We start from the raw sequence: 17064 nt of genomic DNA, 5'->3' as shown, positions 1-17064 counted from the left end.
GTGGATTATTTTCCGCTGATCCATACAAATATTTGGGATGCTGTGATCGGCGTGCCGGTCGTCTTATGCGTCACACAGCTGATCAAAGTGTTCTGCCGGGTTCCGGGCATATTCGTTCCCACGATTGCCCTTGCTGCCGGAAATGTTGTGTCTATCGTTTTCGGTCATCATGAACACGTGTATGCGGGGATTTTTATGGGGTTTTTTTACGGATACGCCGCAATGGGGAGCTATTCATCTGCCAAAACGTCTCTGCGCGCTTACCGGTCGAAACATGAGCCGTATTCATGAACACATCTGAATTTTTTTGTTATGATAAAGAAAAGGGAAAAAGGAGCGGTTGGCACATGGCGAAGAGCAAAACGAAAAAAATGCGGGAGCATCTCAAAAGAAACGGGATGCGTGACGCAGTCCTGTCAAGGGGGACGGCGCCGTCTTTCAGCACCCATGAAAGAGTAACGAAAACCAAAAAAGACAGGCTTGAAAGAATAAAGCATAAAAAAAGGAACCCCTATGATCACCGGAGTGATGACGGGGGTTCTTTTTTTATGCCCGAATCTCGCGCCTTTCTATGATTTCTCTGTCATGTTTTCTCTTTTCTTTCATACAATCTACTAAATCAAGTCAATAGATTAGCGGGAGGAAAGCGGTATGAGAAAACAATCGTACAAAGAACTGTTTTTTCGCCATGTAAAGGATCATCTGTCACTTTATATATTTGTGTTCGTCTTGTTTTTGATGGGGGTCATTTTCGGGGCGATCATCGTCAACAGCATGACCATCACGCAGAAAGAAGATTTGTATTACTATTTAAGCAAGTTTTTCGGACAGCTGTCTGACGGAAAGCATGCCGGCGCTTCAGAAATGTTTTGGCAGGCCGTCTTTCATGATGTGAAATATTTGGGGCTGATGTGGATTCTCGGTATTTCCGTGATCGGTCTTCCGGTTATTTTCATTATGGTGTTCTTAAAAGGAATCGTGGTCGGCTTCACGGTCGGTTTTTTAGTGAATCAAATGGGGATGAACGGGTTTTTCCTGTCATTTATTTCGGTTCTGCCGCAAAACATCGTTCTCATTCCGGCGTATCTTATCATGGGGACATGCTCCATCGCTTTTTCACTGAAACTGATCCGGCAGCTGTTTGTCAAACGCAGCCTTCATGACGCACCGATCCAATGGTTCGGACGCTACGCCTTCGTGCTGATTCTCATCGTTTTCTTCTCGGTCATCGCCTCGCTGCTCGAGGCGTACGTGTCTCCGCTGTTTATGGAAAAGCTGTCATCACGCATATTTTAGAATGATTATCACAAAATAATACTTTTATTTATCAGTTTATAATAATTATAGTTGGAACTCTGCGCGTATTTTGTTATAATGAGTCATGGAATGCGGCGTAGGAGGGAAAGACATGGAAAACCGTATTGATCGAATTAAAAAGCAGCTGCACTCGTCAAGCTACAAGCTTACGCCACAGCGGGAAGCAACGGTAAGAGTGCTGCTTGAAAACGAAGAAGACCATTTAAGCGCAGAAGATGTATACCTCCTCGTAAAAGAGAAATCTCCTGAAATTGGTCTCGCTACAGTATACCGTACATTAGAATTATTAACAGAATTAAAAGTCGTTGATAAAATTAACTTCGGGGACGGCGTATCCCGCTACGACCTTCGCAAAGAAGGCGCGGCTCACTTTCATCACCATTTGGTGTGCATGGAGTGCGGAGCCGTCGATGAAATTGAAGAAGATCTGCTTGAAGACGTTGAAGAAGTGATTGAACGTGATTGGAAATTTAAAATTAAAGATCATAGATTGACTTTTCACGGAATCTGCCACCGCTGCCGCGGGGATGAAACAGAGTAAAAGCCTACGAACCTTTTCTGCCAGGAAAGGGTTTTTTGCTGTTTTTATGTATAAAAGCCTTTGAAATTGGCATAAGGTGTACTAACAGCCGCCAAAAGAAAGGGTCGATCGAAAGATGGGCAGATTCATAAAAACAGCCGCGGATACGATCAAAGTGTTTATTCTGTTCACAGGTTTTACCGCGCTGTTCTATTATGCTATGATATGGGTGAATTCAGAGTATGAAAACTATCATCGGTACGATAAACCGGAAGGCTCCGCCGTCAAAGTGGCCAAAACGGAACAAGAGGATAAAGACGGCTGGTTCGGCCGATTGATCTTTTTTTACCAAAACGGGGAGTAGATCAAGAGTGAAGGATCAAATTAAGGATTTCATCCATTATGTGAGGGTTGAAAGAGGGCTGTCCCAAAATACGATGATGTCCTATGAGCGTGATCTGAAAAGTTATTCTCTCTTCTTAACTGAAACCCTTCAGATCACTTCATGGAATGATGTGACCCGTCTTCATATTATTCAATATTTAAAGCATATAAAGGACTCCGGGAAATCCGGCAAGACGTCTGCGAGGCATTTGGCGTCAATCCGGTCTTTTCATCAATTTCTGTTAAGGGAAAAAGCCGCGGATAAAGATCCTTCGGTACATATTGAAACACAAAAAACAGAGCGGACGCTTCCGAAAGTATTGGCGCTTCAGGAAGTTGAGCGGTTATTGGACACGCCTAAGCTTGACAGCCCGTTCGGCCTCAGGGATAAAGCCATGCTTGAACTGCTGTACGCGACCGGCATCAGGGTCAGCGAGATGATCGAGCTGAAATTATCCGACGTCCATTTGACGATGGGATTTGTCCGCTGCTTCGGGAAAGGGCGGAAAGAGCGGATTGTGCCGATTGGTGAAGCCGCTTCTCATGCGATAGAAGCATACATTGAAAAAGCCAGAGGGAAATTATTAAAGAAAAATGTAACCGAAGCGCTTTTTCTGAATCATCACGGCAGGCAGATCAGCCGTCAGGGATTCTGGAAAAACCTAAAAAAAATCGCACTTGAAGCGGGGATTAAAAAAGAGCTGACACCGCACACGCTCCGGCACTCCTTTGCAACGCACCTGCTCGAAAACGGGGCGGATCTGCGCGCCGTGCAGGAGATGCTCGGACATGCCGATATTTCCACGACGCAAATTTATACGCATGTGACGAAAACAAGGCTGAAGGACGTGTACAAACAGTATCATCCGCGCGCTTAGGAGCCGCTGCCAGAGGGGCCGCGGCTTTTTTTGCCGGATTGGCGGAATACAGAGAAGGTTCTAATTATTTGAATCGGCATTGTCAACAAGAATGTAAACGGTTTATACTTGAGTTGTCTGACCTCTGTAAGCTACAATGGACAGATGGAAGAAAAGGAGGTTTTTATGATGTCTGAATACAAATATAACCGGGTATTTTTGATTGTAATGGATTCTGTCGGAATCGGTGAAGCGCCGGACGCCGCCGATTTTAATGATATAGGCGCAAATACGCTCGGACACATCGCAGAGCACATGAACGGCTTACATATGCCCCATATGGCGCAGCTCGGTCTCGGACTGATCGGAGACATTAAGGGCGTGGAAAAAACGGAGCACCCTCTTGCGTACTACGGAAAAATGCAGGAGGCGTCAAACGGGAAAGATACGATGACGGGGCACTGGGAGATTATGGGCCTCTACATTGAAAAACCGTTTAAAGTGTTCCCGGAAGGATTTCCGGATGAACTTCTTCAGGAACTTGAGCGGCGTTCAGGACGGAAAATCATCGGAAATAAGCCGGCTTCAGGCACGGCGATTCTGGACGAGCTCGGAAAAGAACATATGGAAACGGGTGCGCTGATCGTTTATACATCAGCAGATTCCGTACTGCAGATTGCGGCTCACGAAGATGTCGTTCCGCTGGAAGAGCTGTACAGCATCTGTGAAACGGCCAGAGAACTGACGCTTGATCCGAAATACATGGTCGGCCGGATTATCGCAAGACCGTTCGTCGGAGAACCGGGCAGCTTCAAACGCACGCCGAACCGTCATGATTATGCGCTCAAACCGTTCGGCCGCACGGTAATGAACGGAATGAAAGACAGCGGATTAGACGTCATTTCCATCGGCAAAATTTCTGATATTTATGACGGAGAAGGCATTACATCTTCCCGCCGCACGGTATCTAATATGGATGGCATGGACAAAGTGATTGAAACGCTCGGTGAAGAGTTTACGGGTCTGAGCTTTGCCAACCTCGTTGATTTTGACGCGCTGTACGGACACCGCCGCGATCCGGAAGGGTACGGTAAAGCGCTCGAGGAATTCGACGCGAGGCTTCCGGAAGTGTTTGAGAAAATGAAAGAAGACGATCTGCTTATCATCACTGCGGATCACGGCAATGATCCTGTCCATCACGGCACAGATCACACGAGGGAGTATGTGCCGCTTCTTGTGTACAGCAAAAAGCACAAACACACTGAACAGCTGCCGCTTGCGGATACATTTGCCGATATCGGCGCAACCATTGCGGATAATTTCAAAACGGAAAAGCCGGAATACGGAAAAAGCTTTTTATCAAGATTACAGTAGGGGGACTTTTTTTGAAACAAAAGATCGAACGTGCTGCTGCATTTATTAAAGAACACGTGAAAGAAACACCAAAGATCGGTCTGATTTTAGGGTCAGGGCTCGGCGTATTGGCCGATGAAATTGAAGGAGCTGTCAAGCTTACATATGAAACGATCCCTGATTTTCCGGTCTCAACGGTAGAAGGCCATGCCGGCCAGCTTGTGATGGGAACGCTTGAAGGCGTGCAGGTCATCGCGATGCAGGGCCGCTTTCATTACTATGAAGGCTACTCAATGGATCAGGTCACATTTCCCGTCCGCGTGATGAAGGCGCTCGGCGTTGAATCTCTTGTCGTGACGAACGCAGCCGGCGGTATCAACACTGAATTCCGCGCCGGCGATCTGATGATTATTACAGACCACATCAACTTTACGGGCACCAACCCGTTAATCGGGCCGAACGAAGCTGAATTCGGACCGAGATTCCCGGACATGTCAGAAGCCTATGACAAAGAGCTGTCAGGCTTGGCTGAAAAAACGGCCGATGAGCTGGGCATTCCTGTTCAAAAAGGGGTGTATACAGCTGTTACGGGGCCGTCTTACGAAACGCCTGCTGAGGTTCGGTTTTTAAGAACGATGGGTTCTGACGCTGTCGGCATGTCGACCGTGCCGGAAGTCATCGTCGCCAACCACGCGGGGATGCGCGTGCTCGGCATCTCATGCATTTCCAACGCGGCGGCAGGTATTCTTGACCAGCCGTTATCCCATGAAGAAGTAATGGAAATGACGGAAAAAGTAAAAGGCGGCTTTTTGAAGCTTGTAAAAGCCGTAGTCGCACGATCTCAAAAATAAGTCAGCATCAGTCAGCTGTTTCTTCGGAAGCAGCTGTTTTTTTGTGCCCTCAACACGAAACATTTTCCAGATGAGGCGTATAAAACCACCGGATTTGGAAAAAATAAAAAGGATTATGAAATGGAGGGCTTTGGAGATGAAACGTCTTATATCCACTTTGTTGATTGGCATTTTATTAACGGCATCAGCACCGTCCGCTTTTGCAAAGCCGGACGGAAAACATACATCGGAGCTCGCTCATGAAGCCAAAAGCGCCGTGCTGATTGAACGCGATACGGGAAGCATTCTTTATAACAAGAACAGCCGGGAGCGTCTGGCGCCGGCAAGCATGACAAAAATTATGACCATGCTTTTAATCATGGAAGCGCTTGACAAAGGGAAAATAAAGATGAGCGATAAAGTCAGGACGAGTGAACATGCCGCGTCCATGGGCGGATCACAGATTTTCCTTGAACCCGGAGAAGAAATGACGGTAAAAGAAATGCTCAAAGGAATTGCGATAGCTTCCGGAAATGACGCATCCGTCGCAATGGCGGAGTATATTGCCGGTTCAGAAGAGGATTTCGTCAGCCGGATGAACAAAAAAGCAAAAGAATTGGGATTGAAAGATACCTCCTTCAAAAACCCGACGGGACTGCCTGAAAAAGACCATTACAGCTCTGCTTATGACATGGCGAAAATGGCGAAGGAATTATTGAAGTATGATAAAATCACTCAATTTACGGGAACGTATGAGGATTATTTAAGAGAAAATACAGACAAAAAGTTCTGGCTCGTCAATACAAACCGGCTGATCAAATTTTATCCGGGCGTAGACGGCGTGAAGACGGGCTTTACAGGCGAAGCGAAGTATTGTTTAACCGCCACCGCTAAAAAAGGAAATATGAGGGTCATTGCTGTTGTTTTCGGAGCCAGCACTCCGAAAGAAAGAAATGCCCAAGTGACCAAAATGCTTGATTACGCCTTCAGCCAGTTCAAAACACACCCGCTGTACAAACGGGATCAAATCGTCGGAACGGTAAAAGTAAAAAAAGGAAAACAGAAACTGATCAAGCTGACCACATCTGAGCCGATTTCTCTTCTGGCCAAAAAGGGAGAGAACATGGACAAAGTAAAAAAAGAAGTGAAAATCAACGGCAATGTAACGGCTCCGGTTAAAAAAGGAGAGGTGCTCGGCAGCCTCGTTCTGAAAAAAGACGGAAAGGTGCTCGTTGAAAGCCCGGTCACGGCAAAAGACGACATGGAAAAAGCGGGTTTTCTCACTTTTCTGAAGCGGACGATGGGAGATTGGACTAAATTTAAATAATCGTGGCGAACGGGCACTAGTTTTGTCATAGTGAAGGAATTGCTTTCCCGAAAATCGAAACACTCATTATCCGATCATATCAAGGAGGAATGAGCATGAGCCTTGGAATTGACTTTCATGTCAAAGAATCCGTGCTTTGTATTCGATTAACAGGTGAACTCGACCATCATACGGCAGAATCATTAAAACAAAAGGTTACTGAATCGCTGGAGGCTGACGGCATCCGTCACATCGTGCTGAACCTTGAAGATCTTACCTTCATGGACAGCTCCGGCCTCGGCGTGATTTTAGGGCGTTATAAACAAATTAAACAGCTCGGCGGAGAAATGGTCGTGTGCGCGATTTCACCCGCGGTGAGACGTCTGTTTGACATGTCCGGCCTGTTTAAAATCATCAGGTTCGAACAATCAGAACAAAAAGCGCTTTTAACGTTGGGGGTGGCATCATGAAAAACGAGATGCATCTTGAATTTTCAGCCCTCAGTCAGAACGAATCGTTTGCGCGCGTAACAGTTGCTTCTTTTATCGCACAGCTCGACCCGACGATGGATGAGCTGACGGAAATCAAGACCGTCGTATCAGAAGCGGTAACAAACGCGATCATCCACGGCTATGAAGAAAACTGCGACGGAAAGGTGTACATCTCCGTTACGCTGGAGGATCATGTCGTCTATCTGACCATACGTGACGAAGGCCTCGGGATCACGGATCTTGAGGAAGCGCGCCAGCCGCTATTTACGACAAAACCCGAGCTTGAACGCTCCGGAATGGGCTTTACCATTATGGAAAACTTCATGGATGATGTCACGATTGATTCCTCGCCGGAGATGGGAACGACGATACGCTTAACAAAACACCTATCAAAAAGCAAAGCGCTTTGTAATTAAGGAGATTTGTTATGGATGTGGAGGTTAAGAAAAACAGCAAAAACGCGCAGCTCAAGGACCATGAAGTCAAAGAATTAATCAAAAAGAGCCAAGAGGGCGACCAGCAGGCAAGAGACCTCCTCATAGAAAAAAACATGCGTCTTGTGTGGTCCGTCGTTCAAAGGTTCTTAAACAGAGGCTATGAGCCGGATGATCTGTTTCAGATCGGCTGTATCGGATTGTTAAAATCCGTTGATAAATTCGATTTGTCCTATGATGTCCGTTTTTCAACTTATGCCGTGCCGATGATTATCGGAGAAATCCAGCGCTTCATCCGCGATGACGGAACCGTCAAAGTATCAAGATCTTTAAAAGAGCTCGGCAATAAAATACGCCGGGCGAAAGATGAACTGTCAAAAACATACGGAAGAGTGCCGACCGTCCAGGAAATCGCGGACCATTTAGAAATTGATGCGGAGGATGTGGTGCTTGCGCAGGAAGCGGTGCGGGCGCCTTCATCCATTCATGAGACCGTGTATGAAAATGACGGGGACCCGATCACCCTGCTTGATCAGATCGCCGATCATTCAGAAGAGAAGTGGTTTGACAAAATCGCCCTCAAGGAAGCGATCAGTGATTTGGAAGAACGGGAAAAACTCATTGTCTATCTGAGATATTATAAAGATCAGACACAGTCGGAAGTAGCCGAACGGCTCGGGATTTCCCAAGTCCAGGTATCGAGGCTGGAGAAAAAAATATTAAAGCAGATTAAAGTGCAGATGGATCATACGGAAAGCTGACCTTTTACGGGCCGGCTTTTTTTATTTGTGCATCGGTGGTAATTTATGGTCTTTTGCCGCTGATGAATGAGAACAAAAGTGAACCGCATACTACATATATAACCACCCGAAAGATGGTGATGCAAGATGGAAAGACGAATATTTCTCAGACTTCGCCACCGCGTGAAGGCTCATACCGGAGATATCATCACAATCGGCGACGCCGCGCAGATCGCGGGACAGCAAAAGCTGAAAAAAAAACTGTCGGCACTGCCGCTGTATAAGGTCACGAAAAAAGACAAAAATATCGTCGTGCTGGACATCATAAAAGTGCTGAAAACCATTCATACCGCTTTTCCCGCTCTTGATGTACAGACCGTTGGCGGCGCTGAAACGATAGTGGAAATCCATTACCAGAAAAAGCAGCTGTCAGCCGTTTTGTTCGTCGGTGTCTGGCTCCTGCTTTTTATCGGTTCATGTCTTGCCATTATGAATTTTCATGAAGATGTCAGTATGAGAGAAGTTCATATCGCCTTATATGAAATCATAACGGGCGAACGGAATGAATATCCGTATCTGCTTCAGATTCCATACAGCATCGGCCTCGGTCTCGGTATGATCGTCTTTTTTAATCACATCTTCAAAAAACGCCTGAATGAAGAGCCAAGCCCGCTGGAAGTCGAGATGTTTAATTATCAGCTTGATCTCGATCATTATGTCGCAATGCACGAAAATGAAGAGACGATGAAAGATCTGCATGATCGTTAGCATTCTTTTCGTTATGTTTGTCGGGCTTGGCGGAGGGCTGACCGTGGGAGCGGGCTTTGTGGCTTTTTTAACCGTTATGGGAATCATCCCCCGCCTTATGCAGCTGACAAAAACAATGCGCTTTGTACAGGCCTACGAAGGAGCTGTTATTTCAGGAGCTGTGTTCGGCGGCTGGGAAACCTTAAATATGAATCATTTTTTTTTATCTGAATGGCTGGCCGTTCCGGTCGGGCTTTTGGCCGGCATGTTTGTCGGCATGCTGGCCGCCGCGCTTACAGAAGTGCTGAATGTGCTTCCCATTCTTGCCAAACGGATCGGCTTCGGCAGCAAAATCATCATATTGCTGATGGCCATTGTGTTCGGCAAAATAGCCGGCTCTTTATTTCATTGGCTGTATTTTATCCATCATTCATAAGGAGGAACCGACATGACAAACTTAAAAGAAAATTACAAAACAAAAGTGAAAGACTATCAGCCGAAACCGCCATATGTTTGGAATTGCGTCAAAGCCTTTCTGATCGGCGGTTTGATCTGTCTGATCGGGCAGGCTCTTCAAGACTTTTACATCCACTTTTTTAATTTTAATGAAAAAACAGCGGGCAACCCGACGGCCGCCACTCTTATTTTAATTTCCGCCCTTTTGACCGGATTCGGCATTTATGACAGACTCGGGCAGTTTGCCGGAGCGGGTTCAGCCGTGCCGGTGACGGGTTTTGCAAACAGTATGACAAGCGCCGCTCTGGAACACAGAAGTGAAGGACTCGTGCTCGGAGTAGCGACAAACATGTTTAAATTGGCGGGAAACGTCATTGTATTCGGCGTCGTGGCAGCCTATATCGTAGGCCTGATACGGTTTGCTTGTGAAAAACTGTTTTCGTAGGAGGAGAAAAAATGAAATTGACCGGAAAGCAAACCTGGGTGTTTGAAAACCCGTTATTTGTAAATGCGGCGGGGACGGCAGCCGGACCGAAAGAAAAAGACGGCCCGCTCGGTTCGCTGTTTGATAAGACATACGATGAAATGCATTGCAATCAGAAAAACTGGGAAATGGCGGAACGTCAGTTAATGGAAGATGCCATCAACTCCGCTTTGCAAAAACAGAATTTGAAAAAGAGCGATATTGATTTGTTACTCGCGGGGGATCTTTTAAATCAAAATGTGACCGCCAACTACGTCGCCAGACATCTGAAAATTCCGTTCCTCTGTCTGTTCGGCGCCTGTTCGACATCAATGGAAACGATTGCCGTCGCATCCGCGCTCATTGACGGCGGTTTTGCGAACCGGGCGATCGCAGCCACGAGCAGCCATAACGCGACGGCAGAACGGCAATTCCGCAATCCGACGGAGTATGGCGGGCAAAAACCGGATACCGCCACTTCAACGGTCACGGGGGGCGGGGCGGTCATCATCAGCCAAAACCCTTCTGATATCAAGATTACAAGCGCAACAGTGGGAAAAGTAAGCGACCTCGGAATAACAGATCCGTTCGATATGGGATCCGCCATGGCGCCCGCTGCCGCCGACACAATCAAACAGCACCTGCAGGACTTGAACCGTACGGCGGATGATTATGATCTGATTTTAACGGGAGACCTTTCAGGCGTCGGCTCGCCGATCGTGAAAGATTTGCTCAAAGAAGAAGGCTATCCCGTGGGAACGAAACACGATGACTGCGGTCTTCTCATCTATACGCCGGACCAGCAGGTGTTTGCGGGCGGAAGCGGCTGCGCCTGCTCCGCGCTTGTTACGTACACACATATTTTTAATCAATTAAAAGCGGGGACTCTAAACAGGGTACTCGTTGTCGCGACAGGAGCGCTTTTGAGTCCGACAATGATCCAGCAGAAGGAAACCATTCCGACCATCGCGCACGGTGTGGTATTTGAGCGGGCGGGAGGTGCATCATAAATGGAATATCTGTTGGCTTTTGTTTGCGGGGGAATCATTTGCATTATCGGTCAGCTGCTGCTTGACATTTTTAAACTGACACCCGCCCATGTGATGACAACTTTTGTCGTTATCGGCGCCTTGTTAGATGGGTTCGGAATTTATGACAAATTTATCGAATTCGCAGGCGCGGGCGCGACGGTTCCCATCGTCAGCTTCGGTCACAGCTTATTGCACGGCGCCATGCATCAAGCTCACGAGCATGGATTTATCGGGATCGCCATGGGGATTTTTGAACTTACTTCCGCCGGTATATCTTCAGCGATTTTATTCGCATTTCTTGTAGCCGTTATTTTTAAACCGAAAGGATAATGCCTGATGACGAAACGGAAGGTCATTCTTGTGACAGACGGGGACGTATACGCCGCCAAAACAATTGAATATGCCGCGGAAAAAGCAGGCGGACGGTGTATTTCCCAATCAAAAGGCAATCCGTCAACGAGAAGCGGCCCCGAACTTGTTCAGCTGATTAAAGCCGCGCCGAATGACCCGGTGTTTGTCATGTTTGACGATTCAGGCCTGCAAGGGGAAGGGCCGGGCGAAACGGCGCTGAAATATGTCGCCTCACATCAGGACATTGAAGTGCTGGGGGTGATTGCGGTCGCTTCTAAAACCCATCAGGCTGAATGGACGAAAGTCGATGTCTCCATTGACCGTGATGGAGAAGTGACGGAGTTTGGCGTCGATAAAACCGGAATGAGAGAAATGGACGAGCACAGAATGAACGGAGATACGGTGTATTGTCTGGATAAATTGGACGTTCCCCTCATTGTGGGCATCGGCGACATAGGTAAGATGGGAAGAAAAGATGACATATCCAAAGGCTCGCCGATCACGATGAAGGCGGTCGAATTCATTTTAGAAAGGAGCGAAAGCCATGCCGGAAAAACCGGAAAACATGATCAAGGTGTACCGGGATCCTAGAAAAAATGAACAATTTTTTAAAGACCGCGTCGGTATGGGAACGAGCTATGATGTCGGCGTCCGCAAAGTTCGAGTATTAGACCGGGAAGTCCAGATTTACTTTGTCAACGGATTAACCGATACTTTGTTTATCATTCATTTAATGGAACAGCTCGTCGACGTCAATAATTATGACGAGAATGCGGATGAAGCGATTGACGTTGTTGAAAACAGGCTTGTCAATCAGCAGGTTCAAAAAGTCAAAACGCTCGACGAAGCAACGGATCAAGTGCTTTCCGGACTTGTGGCGGTTATCGTTGAAGACGCGGGCTTCGCCTTTATCGTTGACGTCAGAAGTTATCCCGGACGCACACCTGAAGAACCGGATACGGAAAAGGTCGTCCGCGGGGCAAGAGACGGTTTTATTGAAAATATCGTCATTAATACAGCATTGATCAGAAGACGAATCAGGGACGAAAGGCTCCGCGTCAAAATTACGAAAGTCGGCGAGCGCTCTAAGACCGATCTTGCGATTGTGTATATAGAAGACATCGCGGACCCGGACCTTGTCAGCATCGTCGAAAACGAAGTGAATGCGATTGACATTGACGGATTGACGATGGCTGATAAAACGGTGGAAGAATTCATCGTCAAACAGGGTTACAATCCGTTTCCGATGGTCAGATACACAGAGCGGCCGGATGTAGCAGCCAATCACATTTTAGAAGGGCACGTCATCATCGTCGTCGATACGTCACCGAGCGTGATCATAACGCCGACAACGATATTTCACCATGTTCAGCATGCGGAAGAATACAGGCAGGCGCCTTCAGTGGGCACATTTTTAAGATGGATCAGGTTTTTCGGTATTATTGCTTCAACCGTTCTGCTTCCGATTTGGTTCCTCTTTGTTCTCGAACCGTCTCTTCTGCCTGAAAGATTGGATTTTATCGGTTTAAATAAAAATACGCACATCCCGATCATTCTGCAAATCTTTTTGGCCGATTTGGGGATTGAGTTTCTCAGGATGGCCGCGATCCATACGCCGACCGCTTTATCCACCGCCATGGGTCTGATTGCGGCGGTGCTGATCGGTCAAATCGCCATAGCGGTGGGGCTGTTTTCAGCAGAAGTGATTCTGTACGTATCGATCGCCGCCATCGGATCATTTACCACGCCGAGCTATGAGCTCAGCCTCGCCAATAAAATGATACGCCTCATCTTAATGGTGCTCGTGGCCATTTTCCAAGTGAAAGGCTTTGTGATAGGTTTTACATTGCTGCTGATCATAATGGCGAATATCCGCTCGTTTCACACGCCGTATTTATGGCCGTTTTTACCGTTTAACGGCAAGGCGTTGTGGCAGGTGCTCGTCCGGACGACAGTGCCGGGAGCCAAAGTCAGACCGAGCATTGTTCACCCGAAAGACCGTCAAAGACAGCCAAGCGGTTCATAATCGCATTGAAACCGACAGAAGATTATGATATTGTATGTCTTAACTTATACGGGACTTGTATAAGGACAGCTCAAAAGAAGCTGTCCTTTTCACCCATATGCGGATCAGAAAGAGGGAATGAGCATTGTTCTTACATGGCACAAGCAGACAAAACAAACTAGGTCATTTGGAAATCGGAGGTGTGGACGCGCTGTATTTAGCGGAGCATTACGGCACGCCTCTTTATGTTTACGATGTGGCTTTAATACGTGAGCGCGCTAAAAGCTTTAAACAGGCATTCATTGACGCGGATTTAAAGGCGCAGGTCGCGTACGCGAGCAAGGCGTTTTCTTCCGTTGCGATGATACAGCTCGCTGAGCAGGAGGGGCTCTCATTGGACGTTGTATCCGGCGGAGAGCTGTTTACGGCGGTTGCGGCTGGTTTTCCGGCTGACAGGATTCACTTTCACGGCAATAACAAAAGCGAAGAAGAGTTGAAAATGGCGCTCGATCATCAAATCGGCTGCATTGTCGTTGATAATTTTTATGAAATATCCTTACTCGCGGAACTGTGCCGCAAATCAGGGCGTACAATGGATGTGCTTCTGCGGATCACTCCGGGGGTAGAGGCGCATACGCATGATTATATTACAACGGGACAGGAAGATTCCAAATTCGGTTTTGATCTGCATAACGGGCAAATAGAAAAGGCGATTGAACAAGTATTACAGTCAGACCATATCCGCCTTCTCGGCGTTCACTGCCACATCGGATCGCAAATTTTTGATACGGCGGGCTTTGTGCTGGCCGCAGAAAAAATCTTCGCAAAACTGAATGAATGGAGAGAATCATTCGGCTTTGTCTCTGAAGTGCTGAATTTAGGGGGCGGCTTTGGCATCCGCTACACGGAGGAGGATGAACCCCTTCATCCCGCCGTTTATGTGGAAAAAATTATCGAAGCGGTAAAAGAAAACGCAGCGCTGCACGCTTTTGACATTCCGGAGATCTGGATTGAACCGGGACGTTCGCTCGTCGGAGACGCCGGAACGACGCTTTATACCATCGGTTCGCAAAAAGAAGTGCCCGGCACCCGTAAATATGCAGCGGTTGACGGGGGCATGAGCGATAATATCCGTCCTGCCCTGTATCAGGCGAAATATGAAGCCGTATCGGCAAACAGAATCGGAGAACACCACGATAAAACGGTATCCATTGCGGGTAAGTGCTGTGAAAGCGGTGATATGCTCATTTGGGATATAGATCTTCCGGAAGTGAAAGAAGGCGATCTTCTCGCCGTTTTCTGCACGGGAGCATACGGATACAGCATGGCTAACAACTACAACCGCATTCCGCGTCCCGCCGTCGTTTTTGTGGAAGACGGCGAAGCGCATCTTGTCATTAGAAGGGAAACTTATGAAGACATTGTAAAACTGGATCTGCCGTTTAAGACGGGGGTCAAACAATAAATAAAAAAGAGACCGGAACAATGGCGTCCGGTCTCTTTTTGCATTCAGCTGTTAGAACTTGATCCGCTGTCTCCTGTAAATACAGACACGATCGCATTCCAAATCGAAGCGAAGAAATCAATGACTTTTTGAACAAAGCTTTTGCCTTCATCGGATTGTATGAACTTCGTGATTTTGTCTTTTGCCTTGTCAAGCTGGCTGCCGACTTGGCCCCAATCAATCTTGGCATTTTTCATTTTATTAAACAATGAAACGAGCTGGTCTTTTTGAGCGTCAGTCAGTGTAATGTTAAGGTTTGAAGCCGCATCATCGACCTTTTTCTCGATTCCTTCTTTTGTATCGGGCACACCGTTTTTCGCGAAATCATCTTTAATGTTTGCGATGAGCGCGGAGGCGTTTTTATCCCCGATTTTATCCCCGAGATTTGAAGTGGTGACAAGCTCTTGGTTGGCGACCTGTTTTACATCTTCTGATATCGCTTTGTCTGATGAGACTTCATATGCCTTGATAATTCCCGTTAATGCTGCGGTGCCTGATACCTCAAACGGCGCCGTCACGTATACTTTCGCATCTTTCACTCCTGCTGTCATCAGGGCGTTTAAGTACATTTCATCCGTGATGGAATCGATATTATGGGTCTTAACGTCAAGCCCGGCCCCTTTCTTTGCCACCGTGATGGATGATGAAGAGATGGCTCTTGTGCCGATTTGGGCATTCGATATATATTTTCCCAGATATTCATGTTCTTCTTTATTCGTGACCGTCACTTTTGTCGCGTTATCAGGGACATTTAATTCGTCAAGCACTTTCTGACGGTTTTCGTTTGACAGATCCGCCCCCAGTGTGACGATGACATCTCCGACTGCGGCATCGGCCAGGCTGATTTTCGGTATTGTGCACAATACAACGGCCGCCGCCAGCAATCCAATCCACATTTTTTTCAAAGCGGTTAACCTCCTTCTTTTCACAAATGCCGTTTTGAAGCGGTTTGTGAGGGCCTGCGTGAAGCAGTTCCGATACATAGACGGCTGTGAAGCTGTTCTGGTTTCATTTTCTTTCTGCGGAAGCGGGGAGATTCGTTTTCCGGCTGAAGGTATGGTATAATAGCCGCGAAAAGAAGAGCAGAGGCCTCTTCCTTCAAAAGAATATCAAAAAGAAAGCCGGCTTACAATTGAAATTCATATTGAAGAAGGCTTTGACAAAAAACAATACGGAAGTAGGAATGAGAATGAAAACTGGTTACATCGAAATGGAAAACGGCAGCAGAATCGAATTTGAACTTTATCCGAATGAAGCGCCTAATACAGTCGCTAACTTTGAAAACCTGGCGAATACGGGCTTTTATGACGGCGTTATTTTCCACCGCGTGATTCCGGGCTTTGTCAGCCAAGGCGGAGATCCGACTGGGACAGGCATGGGCGGAAGCGGAAAAACGATCAAATGTGAAACAGAAGGCAATCCGCATAAGCACGAAGCCGGTTCTTTATCGATGGCGCATGCCGGTAAAGACACGGGTTCAAGCCAATTCTTCATCGTACATGAGCCGCAGCCGCATTTAAACGGCGTTCATACTGTATTCGGAAAAGTGACAAGCGGTTTAGAGCATGCGAAAAACATGTCTAACGGAGACAAAATGAAAGAAATCCGTGTAGAAGGATAATGACGGAAAACCCGCCTTTTTCAGGCGGGTTTTTTATGTATATGAAAATTCTCATGTGTAAATCATGAAAAAATACATATATGAATGATAGTAGTTCCTCTGGTATAGTGATAAAGACCGATTACAACAATGAAAAGAGGTAGTAACGTTGGTTCAATTGGCAACCGTTTTATTTGTCATTATCATTCTCGCACTTATAATTTGGTTCAGGGTGAAAAAGGGGAACAGGCCGATTAAAGGCGGCGGCTTCGGCATCATTCTCCCGCTTTTGATTATCGCCGTCATTTTTACATTCAGCATCAGCCAGCTCATGAATATCCCGGGAAAGCCGTTTCATTTTCCCGCTCTTTGGGAGCTCGCCATCGCCGGACTGTTAGGCGCGGTATTCGGCGTCATCATGCTGTCGCAAACCGCCTATGAAATCCGGGAAGACGGCTTTGTCTACTCCAAGCGGAATAAAAACTTTAAATATGTCATTATCGCGATTATTGCGATCCGTATCGTGCTCAGCCAATATTTCAAAAACATTGACGCGGCGGAATTCGCCGTTTTAACGATGGAACTTGCTTTTGTGTATTTGTGCATTTGGCGGATCGGAAGCTTCGTGAAATACCGTAAAATCAGCAGATCCGGCTTATAAAATGAAAAAAATGG

The 17064-nt window shown here is 46.9% G+C and carries 23 protein-coding genes; 22 read left to right on the top strand and 1 reads right to left on the bottom strand.

What is annotated here, in order from left to right; translation table 11 throughout:
• The 20 genes from BR62_RS0106325 (at position 1) to lysA (ending at position 14750) form a co-directional block, all read left to right on the top strand.
• Complete coding sequence (locus BR62_RS0106325; protein ID WP_003153325.1) at positions 1 to 291, top strand: hypothetical protein; 291 nt, start codon at positions 1 to 3, stop codon at positions 289 to 291.
• A 56-nt stretch (positions 292 to 347) separates the two neighbouring features.
• Complete coding sequence (locus BR62_RS0106320) at positions 348 to 575, top strand: hypothetical protein (protein ID WP_012117898.1); 228 nt, start codon at positions 348 to 350, stop codon at positions 573 to 575.
• Positions 576 to 651: 76 nt separating this feature from the next.
• Complete coding sequence (gene spoIIM / locus BR62_RS0106315) at positions 652 to 1296, top strand: stage II sporulation protein M (RefSeq protein ID WP_007409404.1); 645 nt, start codon at positions 652 to 654, stop codon at positions 1294 to 1296.
• A 112-nt stretch (positions 1297 to 1408) separates the two neighbouring features.
• Positions 1409 to 1858 carry a ferric iron uptake transcriptional regulator gene (gene fur / locus BR62_RS0106310; RefSeq protein WP_003153330.1) on the top strand — a complete coding sequence of 150 codons (450 nt, stop codon included), beginning with the start codon at positions 1409 to 1411 and terminating at the stop codon, positions 1856 to 1858.
• Between the two features lie 115 nt (positions 1859 to 1973).
• A complete protein-coding gene (locus BR62_RS0106305; protein WP_007409405.1) occupies positions 1974 to 2201 on the top strand; it encodes a YqzK family protein in 228 nt (75 codons plus the stop codon).
• A 7-nt stretch (positions 2202 to 2208) separates the two neighbouring features.
• Positions 2209 to 3099 (top strand): site-specific tyrosine recombinase XerD, encoded by an 891-nt coding sequence (gene xerD / locus BR62_RS0106300; RefSeq protein ID WP_020956024.1) that lies wholly within the window; start codon positions 2209 to 2211, stop codon positions 3097 to 3099.
• Positions 3100 to 3267: 168 nt separating this feature from the next.
• A complete protein-coding gene (deoB, locus tag BR62_RS0106295) occupies positions 3268 to 4452 on the top strand; it encodes a phosphopentomutase (RefSeq protein WP_003153338.1) in 1185 nt (394 codons plus the stop codon).
• Positions 4453 to 4463: 11 nt separating this feature from the next.
• Positions 4464 to 5282 carry a purine-nucleoside phosphorylase gene (locus BR62_RS0106290; RefSeq protein ID WP_007409407.1) on the top strand — a complete coding sequence of 273 codons (819 nt, stop codon included), beginning with the start codon at positions 4464 to 4466 and terminating at the stop codon, positions 5280 to 5282.
• A gap of 136 nt (positions 5283 to 5418) precedes the next feature.
• On the top strand, positions 5419 to 6588 hold the full coding sequence (locus BR62_RS0106285) for a D-alanyl-D-alanine carboxypeptidase family protein (RefSeq protein WP_007409410.1): 1170 nt from the start codon (positions 5419 to 5421) through the stop codon (positions 6586 to 6588).
• 95 nt (positions 6589 to 6683) lie between these two features.
• Positions 6684 to 7037 carry an anti-sigma F factor antagonist gene (spoIIAA, locus tag BR62_RS0106280; protein WP_007409411.1) on the top strand — a complete coding sequence of 118 codons (354 nt, stop codon included), beginning with the start codon at positions 6684 to 6686 and terminating at the stop codon, positions 7035 to 7037.
• The gene (spoIIAB, locus tag BR62_RS0106275) at positions 7034 to 7474 is read left to right on the top strand and encodes an anti-sigma F factor (protein ID WP_003153347.1); all 441 of its coding nucleotides are present in this window, start codon (positions 7034 to 7036) and stop codon (positions 7472 to 7474) included. The genes spoIIAA and spoIIAB overlap by 4 nt, the downstream gene beginning before the upstream one ends.
• An 11-nt stretch (positions 7475 to 7485) precedes the next feature.
• Complete coding sequence (sigF, locus tag BR62_RS0106270) at positions 7486 to 8253, top strand: RNA polymerase sporulation sigma factor SigF (RefSeq protein ID WP_003153348.1); 768 nt, start codon at positions 7486 to 7488, stop codon at positions 8251 to 8253.
• 126 nt (positions 8254 to 8379) lie between these two features.
• The gene (locus BR62_RS0106265) at positions 8380 to 9000 is read left to right on the top strand and encodes a stage V sporulation protein AA (protein WP_007409412.1); all 621 of its coding nucleotides are present in this window, start codon (positions 8380 to 8382) and stop codon (positions 8998 to 9000) included.
• Positions 8990 to 9415, top strand: coding sequence for a stage V sporulation protein AB (locus BR62_RS0106260; protein WP_007409413.1), 426 nt, complete (start codon positions 8990 to 8992; stop codon positions 9413 to 9415). The genes BR62_RS0106265 and BR62_RS0106260 overlap by 11 nt, the downstream gene beginning before the upstream one ends.
• 12 nt (positions 9416 to 9427) lie before the next feature.
• Positions 9428 to 9880 carry a stage V sporulation protein AC gene (spoVAC, locus tag BR62_RS0106255; RefSeq protein ID WP_003153353.1) on the top strand — a complete coding sequence of 151 codons (453 nt, stop codon included), beginning with the start codon at positions 9428 to 9430 and terminating at the stop codon, positions 9878 to 9880.
• Positions 9881 to 9891: 11 nt separating this feature from the next.
• A complete protein-coding gene (gene spoVAD / locus BR62_RS0106250) occupies positions 9892 to 10908 on the top strand; it encodes a stage V sporulation protein AD (protein ID WP_015240132.1) in 1017 nt (338 codons plus the stop codon).
• Positions 10909 to 11259: a stage V sporulation protein AE gene (gene spoVAE, locus BR62_RS0106245; RefSeq protein WP_007409415.1), complete on the top strand. Its 351-nt coding sequence runs from the start codon at positions 10909 to 10911 to the stop codon at positions 11257 to 11259.
• A gap of 3 nt (positions 11260 to 11262) precedes the next feature.
• Positions 11263 to 11871 carry a stage V sporulation protein SpoVABEA gene (locus tag BR62_RS0106240; protein WP_025284950.1) on the top strand — a complete coding sequence of 203 codons (609 nt, stop codon included), beginning with the start codon at positions 11263 to 11265 and terminating at the stop codon, positions 11869 to 11871.
• Positions 11825 to 13306 (top strand): spore germination protein, encoded by a 1482-nt coding sequence (locus BR62_RS0106235; protein ID WP_007409417.1) that lies wholly within the window; start codon positions 11825 to 11827, stop codon positions 13304 to 13306. Before BR62_RS0106240 ends, BR62_RS0106235 begins: the two co-directional genes overlap by 47 nt.
• Positions 13307 to 13430: 124 nt before the next feature.
• Positions 13431 to 14750 (top strand): diaminopimelate decarboxylase, encoded by a 1320-nt coding sequence (gene lysA / locus BR62_RS0106230; protein ID WP_012117893.1) that lies wholly within the window; start codon positions 13431 to 13433, stop codon positions 14748 to 14750.
• Positions 14751 to 14794: 44 nt separating this feature from the next.
• Here the strand turns inward: lysA and BR62_RS0106225 are convergent, their stop codons facing one another.
• Entirely contained in the window at positions 14795 to 15694 is a 900-nt protein-coding gene (locus BR62_RS0106225) for a DUF1002 domain-containing protein (protein WP_032870110.1), read from the bottom strand.
• A gap of 284 nt (positions 15695 to 15978) precedes the next feature.
• On the opposite strand from BR62_RS0106225, the gene BR62_RS0106220 reads away from it, so the two are divergent.
• The gene (locus tag BR62_RS0106220) at positions 15979 to 16410 is read left to right on the top strand and encodes a peptidylprolyl isomerase (RefSeq protein ID WP_003153363.1); all 432 of its coding nucleotides are present in this window, start codon (positions 15979 to 15981) and stop codon (positions 16408 to 16410) included.
• A 148-nt stretch (positions 16411 to 16558) separates the two neighbouring features.
• Complete coding sequence (locus tag BR62_RS0106215) at positions 16559 to 17050, top strand: CcdC protein domain-containing protein (protein ID WP_015240128.1); 492 nt, start codon at positions 16559 to 16561, stop codon at positions 17048 to 17050.
• Positions 17051 to 17064: the final 14 nt, after the last annotated feature.

It is taken from the genome of Bacillus sp. UNC69MF (genome assembly GCF_000746035.1).
Taxonomy (GTDB): domain Bacteria; phylum Bacillota; class Bacilli; order Bacillales; family Bacillaceae; genus Bacillus; species Bacillus velezensis.
Note: the sequence above shows the minus strand (reverse complement) of the source record. Positions and strands in the feature narration are given on the sequence as shown.

Coding starts and splice junctions, on each gene's coding strand:
- BR62_RS0106305 (WP_007409405.1), top strand. CDS start 1,974: ATGGGCAGATTCATAAAAACAGCCGCGGATACGATCAAAGTGTTTATT.
- spoVAD (WP_015240132.1), top strand. CDS start 9,892: ATGAAATTGACCGGAAAGCAAACCTGGGTGTTTGAAAACCCGTTATTT.
- spoIIAB (WP_003153347.1), top strand. CDS start 7,034: ATGAAAAACGAGATGCATCTTGAATTTTCAGCCCTCAGTCAGAACGAA.
- sigF (WP_003153348.1), top strand. CDS start 7,486: ATGGATGTGGAGGTTAAGAAAAACAGCAAAAACGCGCAGCTCAAGGAC.
- spoIIM (WP_007409404.1), top strand. CDS start 652: ATGAGAAAACAATCGTACAAAGAACTGTTTTTTCGCCATGTAAAGGAT.
- spoVAC (WP_003153353.1), top strand. CDS start 9,428: ATGACAAACTTAAAAGAAAATTACAAAACAAAAGTGAAAGACTATCAG.
- BR62_RS0106320 (WP_012117898.1), top strand. CDS start 348: ATGGCGAAGAGCAAAACGAAAAAAATGCGGGAGCATCTCAAAAGAAAC.
- BR62_RS0106260 (WP_007409413.1), top strand. CDS start 8,990: ATGATCGTTAGCATTCTTTTCGTTATGTTTGTCGGGCTTGGCGGAGGG.
- BR62_RS0106235 (WP_007409417.1), top strand. CDS start 11,825: ATGCCGGAAAAACCGGAAAACATGATCAAGGTGTACCGGGATCCTAGA.
- deoB (WP_003153338.1), top strand. CDS start 3,268: ATGTCTGAATACAAATATAACCGGGTATTTTTGATTGTAATGGATTCT.
- BR62_RS0106285 (WP_007409410.1), top strand. CDS start 5,419: ATGAAACGTCTTATATCCACTTTGTTGATTGGCATTTTATTAACGGCA.
- BR62_RS0106265 (WP_007409412.1), top strand. CDS start 8,380: ATGGAAAGACGAATATTTCTCAGACTTCGCCACCGCGTGAAGGCTCAT.
- BR62_RS0106220 (WP_003153363.1), top strand. CDS start 15,979: ATGAAAACTGGTTACATCGAAATGGAAAACGGCAGCAGAATCGAATTT.
- spoVAE (WP_007409415.1), top strand. CDS start 10,909: ATGGAATATCTGTTGGCTTTTGTTTGCGGGGGAATCATTTGCATTATC.
- spoIIAA (WP_007409411.1), top strand. CDS start 6,684: ATGAGCCTTGGAATTGACTTTCATGTCAAAGAATCCGTGCTTTGTATT.
- fur (WP_003153330.1), top strand. CDS start 1,409: ATGGAAAACCGTATTGATCGAATTAAAAAGCAGCTGCACTCGTCAAGC.